The sequence below is a fragment of the Mucilaginibacter sp. P2_D11 genome (assembly GCF_056404435.1).
This window is the reverse complement of record NZ_JBFUEA010000008.1, coordinates 144241-161427: the sequence shown is the minus strand read 5'-3', so window position 1 is coordinate 161427 and position 17187 is coordinate 144241. Positions and strand designations below refer to the sequence as shown.

The following is a 17187-nucleotide window of genomic DNA, read 5'->3' as shown; positions in this document are numbered from 1 at the left end:
TTTAGTTTGTGAAAAAAATCATCCTTATCGCATGTTTGTTTTTACTGGCCGGTTGTGATAACACCTGGGAGAATATGCAAATGCCTGCTGATGAAGTCAGGAAGGCAGTTAAGGCTTCCTTATTAGGTTTAAAGTTATATCCGAGAAAATACCCTGTTTCTCCAATAAAGATAACAGACGAGAAAAGTTTCGTTAAAGCCGCTGAGGCTATTCTATTCCCGATTTATGGTGAGAAAGAAATTAAAGATGAGCGGCCATATACAGTTGGGTATGCCGATGGTTATTGGATGATTTATGGTTATTTGCCTCCAGGTTATCATGGCGGAGTGTTTGAACTTATAATTAATGCAAAAACAGGAAAGGTTATTCATTTGATGCACGGAAAATAATACCGACGCCCACATGGCGTTTTTCAATAATTCAAGTTCCTTTACTATATTTAGTTTGTGAAAAAAATCCTCCTTATCGCATGTTTGTTTTTATTGGCCGGTTGCGACAATACCTGGCAGACGATGCACCTTTCTACCGAAAAATCGAGAAACGCTATAAGTTATTATGTAAAACGACATAAACTGCCTGAACGGATGTTTGCGAAAACAGTGATAACAGACGAGGCAAGCGCAGCAGTTGCGGCTGAGGAGGTATTATTCCCGATATATGGCAAAGAAACAATTAGGAACGAAAGACCTTACACGGTGGGCTCCGCAGATGGCTATTGGATAGTTTATGGTTACCTGCCACCTGATGTCGACGGGGGTGTCTTCATCATCATATTTTACGGAAAAACGAGTGAGGTAATGTATTGGGAGCATGGAAGGTAGGGCTATTTGCATAGTTCACTCACATACAAGTTTGTATATTCAATTTATGAAGAAACTCCTTATCATTTGCGCGTTTTTGTTGGCGGGGTGCGATAATACATGGGAGAATAGGACATTGCCCGTTAGCAAAGTCCGATTTTCTGTCCACGGCTATTTGGAGGGTTTAAAACTTCTCCCACATCGATTCCCTGTTTCACAGGTAACAATAACAAATGAAAAGAGCTTTGTGAAAGCAGCTGAACCCATCCTTTTTGCCGAATACGGAGAGGACTGGGTGAAAAGCCAAAGGCCATATGCCGTAGGATATGCAGACGGCTATTGGATGATGCAAGGTTATTTGTGGGCGGCGCATGGCGGCGAATTTGAAATAATTATATATGCGAAAACCGGACAGGTAATCTATATGACCCAAGGAGGGAAATAGCACTAAACAAAAATTATCTGTAAATCTCTAATCTGCACATCCGCAGCTTACCATTTCTTAAATATCACAAACACCGCCAATACAATCAGCGCGAAGCCTACCAGGTGGTTCCAGCCGAGCTTTTCGGTTTTGAAGAAAACGATAGTGAACACCATAAACATGGTAAGCGTGATGGCCTCCTGTATGGTTTTTAACTGAACCAGGGTAAATGGTCCGCCGTCTTCCTTAAAGCCAAGGCGGTTTGCCGGCACCTGGAACATGTATTCAAAAAATGCCAGTCCCCAGCTGATAAAGATGATGGAAATCAACCCCAGGTTTTTGCCCCATTCGTATTCTTTGAATTTGAGGTGCCCGTACCAGGCAAAGGTCATGAACATATTGGAGACTGTAAGGAGGAGGATGGTTTTTAGTCCGCGCATAATACACGAGTTAACAGGATTAAGGGATTTAAGGATTTAACAGGATAGCTTCACACAATCTATCGATTTACGGATTAAACAAAGACAAACTGATTTGCTTTCGTTGCACATGAAAACCATCTTTATGCTCAACTTGTTTCAGCACCTCATCATAAAAGTCGCCACGTTGCGCTGCCAATTGCATACCGGCTACCTGCCGTGTGGGTTCCCGAAACAAGTTCGGGATGACGTGAAGGTTGCTTACTGCAACCTTTTCTTCGCCAGCTCGGCGCTGTACACTTCGTTCAACTTTGGCGACGGATTTACCAAAAGGTATATCCGGGTGCCTTTTTCACGGGCCAGGGGTGCGGTAACTTCGCCCATTTGCTTGTAGCTTTCTAAAAGCGGGGCCAGGCGGGCGGTTACGTTATCGTCGTCGTCTACATAAATGATGTATTTTCCGTTCAGGCTATCTGGCGCCCACAGGGCAAAACTGCTGTTGAGGCTCACCACATCGGGCATGTTGTATTTTTTGTGGAAGTAGTGCAGTGCGCCGGCCTGTCCATAGTTATCGGCAAATATCTGGGTGTGCTTTTGCTGCTCGGGCGTAAGGCAGTGGTAGGCATCTGCGGCTTTTTTGGCCATTTCGTCCCAGCCCAACATGTCGGCATAGTCCTGCGTAAGTGGGTGCTGCTTTTGATCTTCCCAGGTTACGGCAAATTTTAAGAAAGGCATACGCGCTGTCGCAAACTTAAATGCGTCTACCGTTTTATCTAAAGACAATACAGGTAAAAACAAGGGCAGCAAGAGCAGGTTGGGTAAAATAAACAGCATTATGGCTGCAACCCGCAACACCACCCACGACCGCTGGATCATCTTCTCGACAGCGAAACCACCTGCTGCAAATAACATAGGGTACGCACCAAAAATGTAATAGCTTTTGCCATCCATATAAAGCAAGAACAGGAAGATAAGTACATAGGCGATGGCCAGGTACCTGAACCGCCTCAACTTGAATGCGAACAGCAAAAAGAAAAACCCGGTAAGCCAGATAAACAGCGAGGGGCCGTTTACCAGCAATTGCTGGATGATGAAATCAGAAGGTTTTACGTAATCGAGCTGCGTGGCGCGCAGTTCTTTCATGTGTGTTATAACCGGTAGATGATGCGCAAATTGCCAGATAACGTTTGGCAGGAATATGAGCACCGCTATAAGTGCCGAGATGATGACATGGCGGTTGAAAAGCAGCTTGCGCTCGTTACTGATGAGTATGCCAATGATGAGCGAACCGGTAAAGAACGCCATGGTGTATTTGGTGAGCATCCCCAGGCCAACGGCTGCGCCGAGCCAGTACAGGTAGCGTACATCGGCCGTATTGAGGTATTTACAGAACAGCCAAACGGTAAGCACCCACCAAAGCTGATCGAACACCACAGGCTGGAAGAGGTAATTGCTGGCTACGAATGCCGGTGCAAAAATGAGCGCCAGGCAGGCCGTGGTGATTGCAAAGCGCTTGCCGCCAAGCTCAACCACTATACGCCCCGTAAGCCATACAATCAATGCCCCGGCAATGGTTGGGAATACCCTCGCTGCAAACACCGAATCGCCAAAAACCGATAGGCTGATTTTGGCCAGCACCGCAATAAACGGGGGCACTTCTTTATAGCCCCAATCCAGGTGGTCGGCCAGTACCAGATGCAAAAATTCATCGCGGTGGAAACCAAACCGGCTGATGGCTACCGCATTGAGCACTACTTTAAGGGCAACAAATATCAATATAAACTTGGAGTACCCAGGCTTCCGGTTTTTATAGGACATTAAATGGCTTGGTTGGTTGCGTTAAAGATATTTTAAAAAGCTGAAAGTACAAAAGGACATCATTATATCGGAATCCAAATCACTCATTCAATAATTCACCCCTCCCCTACATTACCCAAAGCCGCCACACGCCCGATGTCAGCATGCAGGCAAAGGCCAGCGGGGTTAATATCTTCCAGCAGAGGTTCATCAGTTGGTCTACGCGTATGCGGGGCAGCGTCCAGCGTATCCACATTTGTATGCCTACCAGAGCTATGGTCTTTGCCAGTGTCCAAAAGATGCCCCAGGCAGCGCCCGTGGTCCAGTCGGCCAGCCTTACTACGCCCATATTAGGTAACGGGGTGTTCCAGGCACCCAGGAACAGGATTACCCCTACCATCGATACCAGGTACATCATGCTATATTCGGCCAAAAACACCAGCGCGAACTGCAAGCCGGTAAACTCCGTATGGAAGCCCGATATCAATTCCGAATCGGCCTCGGGGATATCGAAAGGTGCGCGGTTGCTCTCTGCCAGCGATGCAATGAAATAAATGACGAACGCTACCAGCAAATGCGGTGCGCGGAATACGTTCCATGATAGGACGCCGCCTACATGGCTTACATCCCAAATACCTAAAAACTTTATCTTCTCTGCTGCCAAAACGCCTTGCTGCATCGCAATCTCCTGCAGGCTGAGGGTTTGGGCTATCATCACCACGGCTATCAATGCGAAGCCGGCGGGTATCTCGTAAGAGATGATCTGCGCGGCAGAACGCATGGCGCCCAGTATGGAATATTTGTTGTTAGATCCCCAGCCGGCCATCAATATGCCAAGGGTTTCGATAGAAATAATGGCGAAAACGTAGTACAGCCCGATGTTGATATCTGCAGGGATGAGGCCCGCGCTCCAGGGCAGGGCCGCGAAGCCAAGGTAAACGCCTATGAAGATAATCACCGGAGCCATCACAAACAGCACCTTATCGGCCGCTGCGGGAATGATGAACTCCTTTTGTACCATCTTCAGCATATCTGCGGGTACCTGCAGCCAGCCGAATTTTCCGGTTTCTGTTGGGCCCAGGCGGTTTTGTATAAAGGCGCTCACCTTACGCTCGGCATATACGCCCAACATGGTAAACAGCCCTACAAAAGCAAACAGGCCAAAGGCAACGATGAAATATGTAAGGTAAAAATTCAACAGCGTGCTATGAGCTTGCAAACTTAATAAATGCGGGGGATAGTATATTAGTATTACACCGATTTCACGGATTTTTGTGATTACACCGATTGGTCCCCCCACCGTCATCGAGGCACGAAGACAACCGACCGTAGGGAGCTCATTGATTCCTTAAGAAAATTAAAACATCAATAATCTCTACGCAGGACAGGCAACTTTGCAGGTCGCCCTGCTAATCGGGAGATTGCTTCGTTCCTCAATGACGCGGGGGTTCAGACAATCTCCACATCCCCTATTCGCACCCTTCCCTTACATCCACAAACTCGCTTTTCACCTCGTCGTTGAAGAATTGAGAGGCGTGGTGGTCGAAATCGGCGGTATCGTCTATAGTGGTGTAGAATTTGCGGCTGCCCGTTTTGGTAATGCGCTGTTCAATTTCGGGGTGACGGCCAAGGTAATCTACCAAACTGGTAGCTACGATGTCGCCCTGGGCCACAACGTTTACACCGGCCGGCAAATGGGCCTTAATCTTATCGGCAAGCAGGGGGTAATGCGTGCAGGCCAGCAATATGGTATCGATATTTGGCGATTGCGCCATCAATTGGTCCAGGTATAGCTGTACGTAGTAATCGGCACCCGGCTTATCGTATTCGCCGTTTTCTATCAGCGGCACCCAAAGCGGGGCTGCTTGCTGGTGAACCTTCAACTGCGGCGCAAAGTGCTCAATCTCCAGCAGGTACGATCCGCTTTGCACCGTGCCTTTGGTGCCCAGCACCCCAATCTCATTGGTGTTGGTGTAATTGCCAATAACTTCTGCTGTTGGGCGTATAACGCCCAGCACGCGCTTGTCGGCATGGGTCTTTGGCAAATCCTGCTGCTGTATAGTACGCAGGGCTTTGGCCGATGCCGTATTGCAGGCCAAAATCACCAGCGGGCAGCCTTGTTTAAACATCCATTGCACGCATTCCCAAGTGTATTGGTGTATGGTTTTAAAAGAGCGGTTACCGTAGGGCGCGCGGCCGTTATCGCCCAGGTAAATATAATCGTAGCCGGGCAATTGCGCTACTATAGAGCGGAAAACAGTTAAGCCGCCTATGCCAGAATCAAATACGCCTATTGGTGTGCCGGTTGCCATATATCGTCAAAACTAAAAAAAGCGCCCCAATTATGGGGCGCTTTTTATGATTAATAATTTTGTTTACGCTTATTTCAAGCCCAATTTCAATTTCACAGGAGCCATCAAATCATCACCATCCGGCGATACGATCAGGTCGGTTTGTGATGAGTTAAGCACATAAGTGTAACCTTTTTCTTTTGCTACTGCTGCAATTGCGGCACGTGCCTTATCAACCAATGGTTTGGTTAGTTCATTGCCTTTTGCTTCTACCTGCTGCTGTGCAGTGTTTTGGTAGTCCTGGAAACGTTTCTGCAAATCCTGCAATTCACCTTCTTTTTGCACACGTACGGCATCAGTCATGGTTGCTTTAAGCTTCTGGTAATCGGCAAGCTTTGTTTGCAACTCGGTGTTCATGGCAGTAAGCTGATCAACAAATGTTTTTTTGTATAGATCGATTTGGGTAGAAAGCGTCTTAGTTTCTGGCATTAAACCTACCAATTGCTCAAAATTAATGTGGGCTATCTTGGTTTGGGCCTGGGCAAAGTTGCCTGCAAATAACATTCCTGCTGCAACTAAAGCAACTTTAAATAATTTTTTCATTGTTTTTTTGTTCTGTTCTGGTGTTTAATAAATAGTTCGCGAATTTATATAAAATTTTTATTTCGCAAGCACTCCGGGTTTAAGCCCAAGCTTGGTAATCACGTCGTTGCTTTTATCGTAGCGCGGGCTGGCATAAAGCATAATCACCTCGCTGTTTTTATCGAATATCATATCCAGGTTATCAGCCTCGGCAACTGCTTGCACTGCTTTTGACACTTTATCCTGAATAGGTTTAATCAGTGCGGTGCTTTTTTGAGCAAGGTCGCCATCGGGGCCGAATTTCTGGCGTTGGAAATCTTTAGCCAATTTTTCTTTATCCACAATTTCCGCTTCGCGACGTTTGCGCATATCCGGGGTCATCAGTACCTGGTCGGCCTGATAGGCTTTGTACAGGCGGTCTATCTCCTGGAAACGGCCATCCACCTCGCGTTGCCATTGGTCAGACAAAGCGGCCAGTTGCTTTTGGGCAGATGCATACTCGGGTATGTGTTTCAGGATGTAATCCGAATCTACATACGCGAACCGCTGCGCCATTGCAGCCGTGCAGGCCGTTACCGTAAAAAAGAGTACTAAAATTATCTTCTTCATAAACTATGCTACAAGTTTAGTTAAATCCACCGCTTAAGCTTTGCGATATGGTAAAGTGTATATGCCCTTTGTTTGCAGTAGGCTGGCCCGGCAACGCATCGAAACCGTAACCATAATCAAGCCCAAGCAAGCCAAATATAGGTAAAAATATCCTTGCACCCACGCCTACCGACCTACGAACGTTAAACGGATTTACCTGGTTTATATTATCCCACACGTTACCGCCCTCTGCAAAGGCAAGCATATATATGGTTGCCGACTGGCTGGCGATTACCGGGTGCCTTAACTCAAACGTGTACTTGTTGTAGATAGCATTACCCTGGTTGGTGTTAGCATCGAAACTGGAACCCACCGGCACTACCGAGAAGTTTTCGTAACCACGCATCCCTATGATATCCGTACCCTGTAAAAACTGGTAGGTTTGCATACCGTCGCCGCCTAATTTAAAGCGTTCGAATGGCGATGGGCCTACCTTGCTGTTATACTGCCCAAGGTACCCAAACCTTACCTGGCTCATCAATACCAGCTTGCCGGTTATTTTGGTGAACCACTGCGCATCGAATTTTATTTTGAAGTACTCCACAAAGTGGTAACGCTCTTCGGGTGTAGCAACGTTGTAGTTAGTATGGTTAAACAACGAGTATGGCGGCGTACCCTGCAAGGTTAACTTGATGTTTGAGCCACTGGTTGGGTAAAGCGGCACGTCTACCGAGTTACGGCTAAGCTCCTGCGTTAACTTGATGTTGTACGAAGTACCATTGTTGAACAGGTAGCCCGGGTAGTTATCCAGGTTATAGTGGTCGAAGTTTAACGAGTAGTTCAACTGGAAGTAGTTATCAGGCCAGTTTAAACGTTTACCCAGGGTAATACCCACACCATTTATACGCAGGTTGTTGTAATTAGGACTTGTTTTTGGGTAGTACTGCCCTGTAGAGCTTCCCTGTGTATAAGCCGATACAGCAAAGTAGATTGGTTTTTTACCACCCAACCATGGCTCGCTAAAGGTAAAGGAGAAGTTTTGGTAAGTACGGCCGCTGCTTTGGCCCCTTAAGCTCAGTTTCTGCCCGTCGCCTTTTGGCAATGGGCGGTATGCTTTGCCATTGAATAAGTTGCGCAGCGAGAAGTTGTTGAACGTTAAACCCAATGTACCCACCAACTGGCCACCACCAAAACCGCCCGAAAGCTCTATTTGATCTGATGGCTTTTCTACCACGTTATAAACCAAATCTACAGTACCCTCTGCCGGGTTGATGTTAGTTGGCCTTGGTTCGGTCTTTTGCTCGTCGAAGTTGCCCAACTGGCCAATTTCGCGTGCACTGCGTATCAAGAGTTCTTTGTTGAATTTCTGTCCCGGTTTGGTACGTATCTCGCGCATTACCACTTTATCGTTGGTAACATCGTTGCCTTTTAGTATCACACGGTTGATGGTGTACTGCGGGCCCTCGTAAATACGGATGTCCAGATCTACAGTATCGTTATGGATACGGGTTTGAACCGGATCGGCATTGAAAGTAAGGTAACCATCGTTAAGGTATAACGATGATACGTCGTCGTTGTTAGGCGTTGGGCCGCTCAGGCGCTTGTTCAGCTCTTCTTCGCTAAAAACGGCGCCCTTCTCTATCGACATTACGCGGGTAAGTATCTCGGCAGGGTAACGTGCGTTGCCGCTGAATTTAATATCGCCGAAGTAATACTTATGGCCTTCGTAAACCTTTATTTTTACGTCGACGGTTTTATCGTCGTGGTGTAAAACGCTATCGGTCAGTATCTCGGCATCGCGGTAGCCGGCACCCTGCATTTTATCTATCAGGTTCTGCTTGTCTTCTTCGTATTTATCCTGCTTGAACTTTTTCGATCCGAACAGGTTGTACCAGCGGCGTTTGCGGGTTTTGCTCAGGTATCCACGCAACTTTTTCTGCGAGAAATCCTTATTCCCCTCAAAGACTACGTCGTTGATCATCACCTTGGTCTTTTTATCAACGGCCACGTTCAGTATTACGCTGTTGGGGTCGCCGGGGTCTTTTGTTTGGGTGATGTTAACCGTTACATTTAAGTAACCTTTTTCCTGGAAGTGCCTTTTGATGATAGCCGTAGTGGTGCTCAACAGGTTCTCGTTTACAATCTTGCCTGTTTTGTCGCTCAGCTTTTTGGTAACGTCTTCAATTTCGCCTTTGCGGATGCCTGTGATGTGCAGCCTTGATAAACGCGGACGCTCTACCACGGCAATTTCCAGGTAAATGGTATCCATGTTGATGCCTGTAACATTCAGGTGGATATCATCAAACAGCCCTTGCTTGTAAAGATCTTTGATCACGTTGGCGTTGGCCTCGCCGGGCAGGTTTATCTTATCGCCCTTGTTGAGCTTTGATATCTGCAGCAATACATCCTTATCAAGGTATTTAGCGCCACTAATGGTGATGCCGCCAATGATATAATCTTTTGGATTAAGGTAGCTCAAGCTGTCGGCAGGGATAGTTTTGGTAAGCGTTGACCGCCTTTGGCCGGGTATCTGGGCGATAACGGCGGTGCTTAGCAAAGAGAAAAGTATAGCGAAAAAGACTTTATTCATCCGAATATTTTAGTGGGCTAAAAATAATTTATACAGTTGTTAAAAAGTGTTAAAAGGAAAAATTTAGTTTACCTGCTCGCTTGTCATCCCAAAACGGCGCTCGCGTTTCTGGTAATCAAGTATAGCTTCATACAAGTCTTCGCGCCTGAAATCGGGCCATAATTTTGTGGTGAAGTATAGTTCTGCGTAGGCAATTTGCCACAGCAGGTAGTTGCTAATACGGTACTCGCCGCTCGTGCGTATCAATAGCTCGGGGTTTGGCATACCGCCTGTATATAAATTATCCTCAAACGTGTTCTCAGTAATATCCTCGGGTTTCAACTCGCCGCTTTGCACCTTTAAAGCAAGGGCTTTGGCTGCGTGTACAATCTCGCGGCGGCTGCTGTAGCTCAATGCAAGCGTAAGCACCAGGCCGGTGTTTGCCGATGTTTTTGCTATGGCATTCTTAAGTTCGCGTAAGCATTTCGCGGGCAGCTGGTCAAGGTCGCCTATGGCGTTAAGCCTAACGTTGTTTTCCATCAGCTTGTTTATCTCTTTGTTGATGGTGCTGATGAGCAATTCCATGATAGCATTTACCTCGAAGGTGGGTCGACTCCAGTTTTCGGCACTGAAGGTATAAAGGGTAAGGTATTCTATACCGATAATGCCTGCGCCTTCTACCACATCGCGTACAGATAGTACGCCATTATGGTGTCCAAACACCCGCAACTTGCCTTTGCCTTTGGCCCAGCGGCCGTTACCATCCATAATAACTGCTACGTGGCGGGGCAATCTCTGCAAATCTATCTGATCCTTATAACTCATTTTTCGGGAGGTTTTAACAGCCAAATTAAGGCCGTTAAATACATGGCTATACTCAAAAACAACCTGTTTTAAGCAAAGCCAACTATAAATACGCTTCTTTTTTAAGGTGACAAAGGTAAAACTTACTTTGTATTATTTTAGTATGGTATGAAAAAGAAATATGCAGCTAATGTTGGGGAGATGTTGGAGATGAGGGGGTTTGATTTTTTGAGAAGCAAAGGAAGGCCCGCTCCTCTTTTCGAGGGTAAGGTTTACCCTCGTTTATATGCTCGAAGGTAAAAAATGGTGAAATTTACCTTCGAAAAGACATGCTGGGAAATAGCAAGGGTACCGATTTTGACAAATTTTAATACCGATGGCAAAACTAATAGCCGCCCCCTGGCTCACAGCGTTGTAGTTTTAGAATGTAAACGTTACCCTCGTTTTTACCTTCGAAGGTAAGCGTTACCTTCGTTTTTATATTCGAAGGTAAAAAATTCAATAATTTACCCTCGTTGTGTTTCGAACGTAATATTTACCTTCATGGTTTGCAGCGTATTGCCGTGTTCGGTAAGTTGATATAGAAGATACGATTAATATTTTCTGTTTACCGTCCATTGTCGAGTTTCGATTTTACACGGGATAATTTATCCTGCTTTTTTTATCAGTATCTGTGAGTATCGGAGCTACTTCATATTTTAAGTTCCACTCTTTAATGTGTTCTAAAATCGGCAAAAATGCCAGGCCTTTTTCAGACAACTTATATTCTACCCTTGGCGGTAATTCCTTATAGGCCAATCTCTCTAACAATCCATCCTCTTCCAGTTCCTTTAACTGTTCGGTGAGTACCTTCCTCGAAATGTGGGGTATTATGGCATCGAGCTGACCAAAACGAATGGTACGGTTCGCTATTACATTGATAATTATCGGTTTCCATTTATTACCAATAGTGCCAATAGCTCTCGTAAAGGGGCAATTCGAATTGCAAAATCTTTCGTCTTTCATGTTTTTAAATTTGTGGTTACCTGTCAGTAACCATAATAAACTATCAATAGTTACAAATATAAACCATTGATGGTATCTTTGTGAAACAAATTTAAATATAAATTAAAAATGAGCAGATTAAAAAATAAAGTGGCCGTAATAACAGGCGGTAATAGCGGCATTGGGTTTGGCATTGCCCTCGAATTTAAAAAAGAAGGCGCCAAAGGAGTTATTGTTGGCAGGAACCAGGAAACGTTAGATAGTGCTGTGGCCCAGCTTGGAGATGATTTCATAGCAATCAACGCCGATGTAACCAATCTTGCCGACCTGGAAAGAGTGTTTGCAGCAACATCTGAAAAATTTGGCAAAATAGACGTGCTTGTTGCCAATGCGGGCGGTGGAACTGTAGGAACTGTTGCAACTATTGGCGAAGCCGACTACGACAAAACAATGGATCTGAACCTGAAAAGTGTTTACTTCACTGTAAACAAAGCGCTGCCATATCTGAATGATGGCGCTTCTATTATCCTTATCGGGTCGAATGCAGCGCATCGGGCATATGCCAATTTTACGCTGTATGGTGCTGCAAAAGCGGCTGTGATCTATTTTGCAAAAGCATTTTCAAGCGATCTGTTAGATAGAAAGATCAGGGTAAACGTAATAACACCGGGAACAACAGATACACCGGCATTTGACAAGTTTGTCCCTGCTGAACAAATAGAAGCTGTAAAAACACACTATGCGGGTGTAATGCCTACAGGCCGGATTGGGCAACCATCTGACGTTGGTAAAACCGCGGTTTTCCTGGCTTCTGATGATTCTTCGTTTATGCTTGGCGCCGAACTCCTGGTTGATGGTGGCATGACCTATTTGTCTAAATAATTGACCCACACTGGCGCGGGCTTGTAAACGTGAGCGTTCGAAACCTTGAAGTTCGTTTCTTATCGCTCGCATATTTGACTCACCCGGACTACGCTATCGCTGGTCCACCCTCTCTCCGCAAAGCGGAAAGAGGGTTAGGAAAAAACAGCCCCAATGTCTCCCCTTCTTTTGCGTAGCAGAGGAGGGGGCGGGGGGTGAGTCGAATAGCGATGCGGACACGGCCGCCATGTTTCGAGCACTCGATGTTTGTAACTCGTGCCATTAAATAAATTTAAAAAATCTTCAAAATGAGCAATTCAGAAAATAAAGCTATAAGCTACGCAATTGTCGGCTTCGGCAAAATTGGTAAGGCCCTGGCCAGGGCGTTTGCCCGCAACGGTATTAAAGTTTCTGTTGCAACCACGCGCGACCCGGAAAGCTTTGCATCCGACGCAGCCGCGATAGGCTCTGAAATCTTTCCTGTAACACTTGCGGAAGCTGTTAAGGCAGACGTCATCTTTTTAGCGGTGCGTTTTGAATCGCACCCGGATGTTGCAAGGGCCCTACCCTCCTGGCAGGGAAAAATAATCGTCGATGTCACTAATGCCTACGGCGTGCCCCCTGAGCAATTGGGCGGACTGCCTTCTGCAAAGTTTGTTGCACGGGCTTTCACCGATGGAAAACTGGTTAAAGGCTTCAACCATTTGGGAGCTGCTATTCTTGAACAAGATCCGGCCGTACACGGTGGCAGGAGAGTTGTGTTCCTGGCAAGCGACGATGACGGTGCCGCAGCGGAGATTGCTGCACTTGCACAAGATCTCGGTTTTTCAGCCATCCAATTGGGCAAGCTTTCGGAAGGCGGGTTGCTGGTACAGGCACACGGAAAGAGCTGGGGCCACCTGATCTTTAAGGACCTGGTGAAGTTTAATTAATATTAAATAATAGAAATAATGAGCAAATTAAAAAACAAAGTAGCGGTAGTTACCGGTGCTTCAAAAGGAATAGGTGCAGCTATCGCCAAACATTTTGCAGCAGAAGGCGCAAAGGTTGTTGTGAATTATGCCTCGAGCAAAGAAGGCGCAGATAAAGTGGTGAAAGAAATAACCGATAATGGCGGCATAGCCATTGCGGTACAGGCCGACGTATCGAACGAAGCCGAAGTAAGCAGGCTGTTTGAAGAAACAAACCGTGCTTTCGGCACCCTGGATATTTTGGTGAACAACGCGGTGTTTCAGCAATTTTTACCTATCGAACAGGCCACGGCAGAAGCTTTTCATCAGCATTTCAACGTGAATGTTTTGGGCCCTGTACTTACCATCCAGGCGGCATTGAAACTGTTTGGTGATAAGGGCGGCAATATCATCAATATCAGTTCGGGTGCAAGCAAATCGCCAATGGCGGGAGTTTCGTTATATTCTGCAACTAAAGCGGCATTAGACGCCATAACCATCTCTTTGTCGAAAGAACTGGGTGCGAAAAACGTCCGTATCAATTCTATCTTGCCGGGTGCTACCGAAACAGAAGGTGCAACCAGTGCAGGCGTTACCGCAGGCAGTGAGTATGAAAAAATGTTTGTCGAAAAAACACCGCTTGGACGCAGAGGCCAGCCCGCGGATATTGCGAAAGCGGCAGTATTCCTCGCTTCCGATGATGCAGCCTGGATCACGGGAGAGCAAATTTCCGTTTCGGGCGGGATGTATGGGTTTTAAATGGATTTCACCAAAACGCAAAAAATAGCTTAGGTTTCTCCCCTAAGCAAACAAACCTTTCTTGCTGTGGCAAGGAAGGTTTGTTTGCTTATATATCATAAGGTTTACCGTAAATAAACTACTGTACTTTAAAATGCACCGTATAGCGTTGCAGCGGATAACCTGCCTTAGATTGGAACGACCTGTCGGTTATTACAAAATCATACGTTTGCCCGGGCTTTAAACTTAATTTTAACTTGAACGATTTGCGGTCTTCCGTGAATCCGGCAACACCTGAAAGAGGAAAGTGCTCTTTACCGCCTTCGCCATAATTGAAAGAATAGCCTTCGTCCATGGGTTCAGAGAAATTGATGCTGAGTTCTGTCAGCGCAGGAGAAACGTCTTCTTTTCCGTTAAGATCGGGAGTAAGGCTCACCACCTGCGGTTGCAATTTTTCAAACTTCTTTAACAGCGCCTCCTTGTCAATCGGCTCCGTATAATATCCAGATTCCCTCAGAAAGTCGGTTACCTGCTGTTCGTTGGTATAATCTAATTCGATGATTTTTTTTATCGCCTCTTTTTTATCTGGATGACGCCTGTAATACGCTTCGCAAATAACATACCCCATAAAATAACCCAGATCTGCATGTGCACTTGTGGAGCCATTATACAACCAGTTACCCGTTGCCTTGCTAAACATCTCAACCAGAAATTTTCCTTTGAGTTCCTGCTCATGCGCACGGCCGTAAATCATATAGGCGTTATTGTTTTTTTGGTGCGTAACCAGTTCTGCAATAAAGTCAGCTGCGCCTTCCGTTATTGTTTGCCCAAGCAATAACTGCTCGTCACCGGCTTTTTGCTGTGTATGCACATATTCATGAATATTAAGGGCAACAAGATTTGAAGTCTGTTGATTTTTGAATACGTCCTTTAACCAATCGTTCAGTTCCGAAGCATCAGTATTTTTGCCTGCCGTTGCAATTTCTGCACCCACAAGCACCATATCGTTTGTAGTGGTCCCGCCCGAGCGCAGGCCGCCTACCGTAAAGTACATCTTGGCCGGGCGCATTTCGGGGTACAGTTTCTTAAAGTTGTTTATACTCCTGGTAATGGCGGGTACCTGATTTTTGATTGTCAGGGTATTGCCTCTGATACTTCTCCAAAATTTAGGATATTTATGAATCAGCGTAACCCACAGCTTCGCATTGTAGTCGCGCGCTTTCATAAACGCTTTAAGTCCGGGTGTGCCTTTATCCACGTAAAGCCTTTGCATAAAATCAATTTGCTTTGCGGTATCAATAGTGGTTGCAATGCTATCGTAGGCTTGCCAATACCGGTCGATATCATCGGTGTACACTACTTTAGATTTTTTTTGCTGCGCTTGAATGAGTAAAGGGAAGCAAAAAGTGAAGACGAAGAGGTAAATGTATTTCATGTTGGCTTGTAGACGGGTTTGCTTTAATTGTGTTACATCAACATAAAATTATTTATGCTAAAAACTTAAGTAAAACCGTTGCAAAGTGTTGCGTTACCCTGTGAGTAAGACCGGATGCCATCAATGGCGTGGTCAGCGTAGGTTCCTACCCAAAACATACCTTCCCTGCCACGGCAAGGAAGGTATGTGCTTTTATGATAAGGTTCCCCCTAAAAATTCTATAGATGGGGTAATTAAGTATTTATCTTGTGAGTTTGCGAATTTATTAATTACCATTAAAATGTACTCGCACCGTCTCATTTATGGCCTGAGTTTCTTCTTTAATTGTTACTTGCTTCTCTGCATTTTTTAATAGGAAATCAATTTTATAGTTATTAATTTTTGTTAATGTATTAAAGTCTACCACGAAGTCATCTTGCGATTTCCAACGACCTCTAATTGCAAAGGCATGGTTCGAAGAAGTATCCTTAAAATAACGATATTTTGTTCCGGTACCCAATGGATAATTGACAACCTTTCCTGATAAGTTGGTAATTCTTAATATCGTATCAGTATAACCGGAGGTGATAATCCGGGCCGTCGATATATTCAGGCTGTTTTTTTCAAAAATTAGCGTACGGTTGAATAAGATATCCTGACGGGCGTTTGTCAAACTTTTTACGGGCAAAATGCCGCTCATTTTTGCGGCATTGGTAATAGCTACTTGCAGACTATCGACGGCGGATTGATTTTTACTTAAAGCATCCAGGTGAATTGAACTTCCAATAAGATCGCTTAATCCTCCTTTTTCATCCCAGTCATAGCCACCGCCGGTAGCAACGACAATGGCGTTATATAACCTGTCAACGTGAATTCTTTGCCCGCCTCGGCCCACGGCATTAAAGGAATGGTCATTATCCACCCAAAATCCATAACCATACCCTTTATGGTCATTGAAAGTGACTTGCATGCTGGTCGCTTTCTTGATATAATCGGCTGAAATAAGCCGGGCGCCATTCCATTTCCCATTATTCAATAATAAACGCCCTATTTTAGCCATATCATATGGCTTGAGGGCCAGATCTCCCCATCCATAATTAACACCTTTATTATTTTTCGTCCAATAGAAATTCTTAATCCCCATTGGTTTAAACAGGTATTTATCCGCAAATTTTTCGGGAGATAATTTTGTGGCGTGGTATAGAATTTCCGCAAGCAGGTAGAAATTACAACTGCAATAAGAGAACTGTTTCCCAGGGGGACTTGTGCTTGGAATGTTAAAAATATATACCGACCAGTCGGGTGCCTTAAAAAGCCCGGAGAATAAGGCTTCCTCGTTATCAGACCCGCAGTCCAAACCGGAGGTCATAGTAAGCAAGTCTTTTACAGTTAAAGTTTGGAAGTTCTTGCTGTATGACTTGATTTCCGGAAAATAATTTTTTACTAATTCATTTTCGTCGTGGATAAACCCCTTATCTATGGCAATACCCACCAATAAGGAGGTGATTGATTTTGTACAGGATGCGATATCATGCTGTAGGCCTTTAGTATAAGGATAAAAGTATGCATCAAAGATGATTTTATCATTCCTTATAATCATAAGGCTGTGGACATTTACCTGTTGATTCCGGACATAAGGGATAATAGCGTTTAATTTCGAGGAAGAAAAGCCTTCTTCCTCAGGTTCCCCTGTTTGAAAAGCAGAAAAATGATTACTGTTTCTGCTATTTGTTGACTGTGAAAAAACATGTTCCGCGCAAACGAAAACTAAAATAAGGTATAGTAAAAGCTTCTTTGTCATTGCCGTTTTTTGATTGTTAAATATAATTTAAATTCTGCGCACCTATTAATAAACAAGTTTTCCCCGCGTTCTACTTGGAACAAGCCTGGGCGCTATCTACAGTTTTGGCAGCTTAGCTTTCAAAATTTCACCATCCCGTCCAAACAAAAAACCCTCCCCGCCAAA

General features: G+C 45.2%; 17 protein-coding genes. 6 read left to right on the top strand and 11 right to left on the bottom strand.

What is annotated here, in order from left to right; all coding sequences use genetic code 11:
* Positions 1–8: 8 nt before the first annotated feature.
* The 3 genes from AC1DXC_RS14425 to AC1DXC_RS14415 are packed head-to-tail and all read left to right on the top strand — an operon-like array spanning position 9 to position 1245.
* A complete protein-coding gene (locus tag AC1DXC_RS14425; RefSeq protein WP_477459852.1) occupies positions 9–389 on the top strand; it encodes an NTF2 fold immunity protein in 381 nt (126 codons plus the stop codon).
* Positions 390–446: 57 nt separating this feature from the next.
* A complete protein-coding gene (locus tag AC1DXC_RS14420) occupies positions 447–821 on the top strand; it encodes an NTF2 fold immunity protein (protein ID WP_477459851.1) in 375 nt (124 codons plus the stop codon).
* A gap of 46 nt (positions 822–867) precedes the next feature.
* Positions 868–1245, top strand: a complete 378-nt coding sequence (locus tag AC1DXC_RS14415; RefSeq protein WP_477459850.1) for an NTF2 fold immunity protein — start codon at positions 868–870, stop codon at positions 1243–1245.
* A 47-nt stretch (positions 1246–1292) separates the two neighbouring features.
* Here AC1DXC_RS14415 and AC1DXC_RS14410 read toward each other — a convergent pair whose 3' ends face one another.
* The 9 genes from AC1DXC_RS14410 to AC1DXC_RS14370 all read right to left on the bottom strand — a co-directional run bounded on the left by AC1DXC_RS14410 (position 1293) and on the right by AC1DXC_RS14370 (position 11279).
* Positions 1293–1664 (bottom strand): DMT family protein, encoded by a 372-nt coding sequence (locus AC1DXC_RS14410; RefSeq protein ID WP_477459849.1) that lies wholly within the window; start codon positions 1662–1664, stop codon positions 1293–1295.
* A 240-nt stretch (positions 1665–1904) separates the two neighbouring features.
* Positions 1905–3461 carry a glycosyltransferase family 39 protein gene (locus AC1DXC_RS14405; RefSeq protein WP_477459848.1) on the bottom strand — a complete coding sequence of 519 codons (1557 nt, stop codon included), beginning with the start codon at positions 3459–3461 and terminating at the stop codon, positions 1905–1907.
* Positions 3462–3567: 106 nt separating this feature from the next.
* Positions 3568–4638, bottom strand: coding sequence for a complex I subunit 1/NuoH family protein (locus tag AC1DXC_RS14400; protein WP_477459847.1), 1071 nt, complete (start codon positions 4636–4638; stop codon positions 3568–3570).
* Between the two features lie 271 nt (positions 4639–4909).
* Complete coding sequence (gene murI / locus AC1DXC_RS14395) at positions 4910–5752, bottom strand: glutamate racemase (RefSeq protein WP_477459846.1); 843 nt, start codon at positions 5750–5752, stop codon at positions 4910–4912.
* Between the two features lie 69 nt (positions 5753–5821).
* Positions 5822–6334 carry an OmpH/Skp family outer membrane protein gene (locus AC1DXC_RS14390; protein WP_477459845.1) on the bottom strand — a complete coding sequence of 171 codons (513 nt, stop codon included), beginning with the start codon at positions 6332–6334 and terminating at the stop codon, positions 5822–5824.
* Between the two features lie 57 nt (positions 6335–6391).
* On the bottom strand, positions 6392–6922 hold the full coding sequence (locus AC1DXC_RS14385; RefSeq protein WP_477459844.1) for an OmpH/Skp family outer membrane protein: 531 nt from the start codon (positions 6920–6922) through the stop codon (positions 6392–6394).
* A gap of 16 nt (positions 6923–6938) precedes the next feature.
* Positions 6939–9491, bottom strand: coding sequence for an outer membrane protein assembly factor BamA (gene bamA, locus AC1DXC_RS14380; RefSeq protein ID WP_477459843.1), 2553 nt, complete (start codon positions 9489–9491; stop codon positions 6939–6941).
* A gap of 63 nt (positions 9492–9554) precedes the next feature.
* Complete coding sequence (locus tag AC1DXC_RS14375; RefSeq protein WP_477459842.1) at positions 9555–10295, bottom strand: isoprenyl transferase; 741 nt, start codon at positions 10293–10295, stop codon at positions 9555–9557.
* Between the two features lie 612 nt (positions 10296–10907).
* Entirely contained in the window at positions 10908–11279 is a 372-nt protein-coding gene (locus tag AC1DXC_RS14370) for a winged helix-turn-helix transcriptional regulator (protein WP_477459841.1), read from the bottom strand.
* A 108-nt stretch (positions 11280–11387) separates the two neighbouring features.
* On the opposite strand from AC1DXC_RS14370, the gene AC1DXC_RS14365 reads away from it, so the two are divergent.
* From AC1DXC_RS14365 to AC1DXC_RS14355, 3 genes are all read left to right on the top strand, one after another.
* Complete coding sequence (locus AC1DXC_RS14365) at positions 11388–12140, top strand: glucose 1-dehydrogenase (RefSeq protein WP_477459840.1); 753 nt, start codon at positions 11388–11390, stop codon at positions 12138–12140.
* A 287-nt stretch (positions 12141–12427) separates the two neighbouring features.
* The gene (locus AC1DXC_RS14360; protein WP_477459839.1) at positions 12428–13051 is read left to right on the top strand and encodes an NADPH-dependent F420 reductase; all 624 of its coding nucleotides are present in this window, start codon (positions 12428–12430) and stop codon (positions 13049–13051) included.
* A gap of 18 nt (positions 13052–13069) precedes the next feature.
* Positions 13070–13828, top strand: a complete 759-nt coding sequence (locus AC1DXC_RS14355; protein WP_477459838.1) for an SDR family NAD(P)-dependent oxidoreductase — start codon at positions 13070–13072, stop codon at positions 13826–13828.
* A gap of 118 nt (positions 13829–13946) precedes the next feature.
* Here AC1DXC_RS14355 and AC1DXC_RS14350 read toward each other — a convergent pair whose 3' ends face one another.
* Together AC1DXC_RS14350 and AC1DXC_RS14345 are read right to left on the bottom strand one after the other, a co-directional pair.
* Positions 13947–15242 (bottom strand): Ig-like domain-containing domain, encoded by a 1296-nt coding sequence (locus AC1DXC_RS14350; protein WP_477459837.1) that lies wholly within the window; start codon positions 15240–15242, stop codon positions 13947–13949.
* 265 nt (positions 15243–15507) lie between these two features.
* On the bottom strand, positions 15508–17022 hold the full coding sequence (locus AC1DXC_RS14345; protein WP_477459836.1) for a serine hydrolase domain-containing protein: 1515 nt from the start codon (positions 17020–17022) through the stop codon (positions 15508–15510).
* Positions 17023–17187 lie beyond the last annotated feature (165 nt).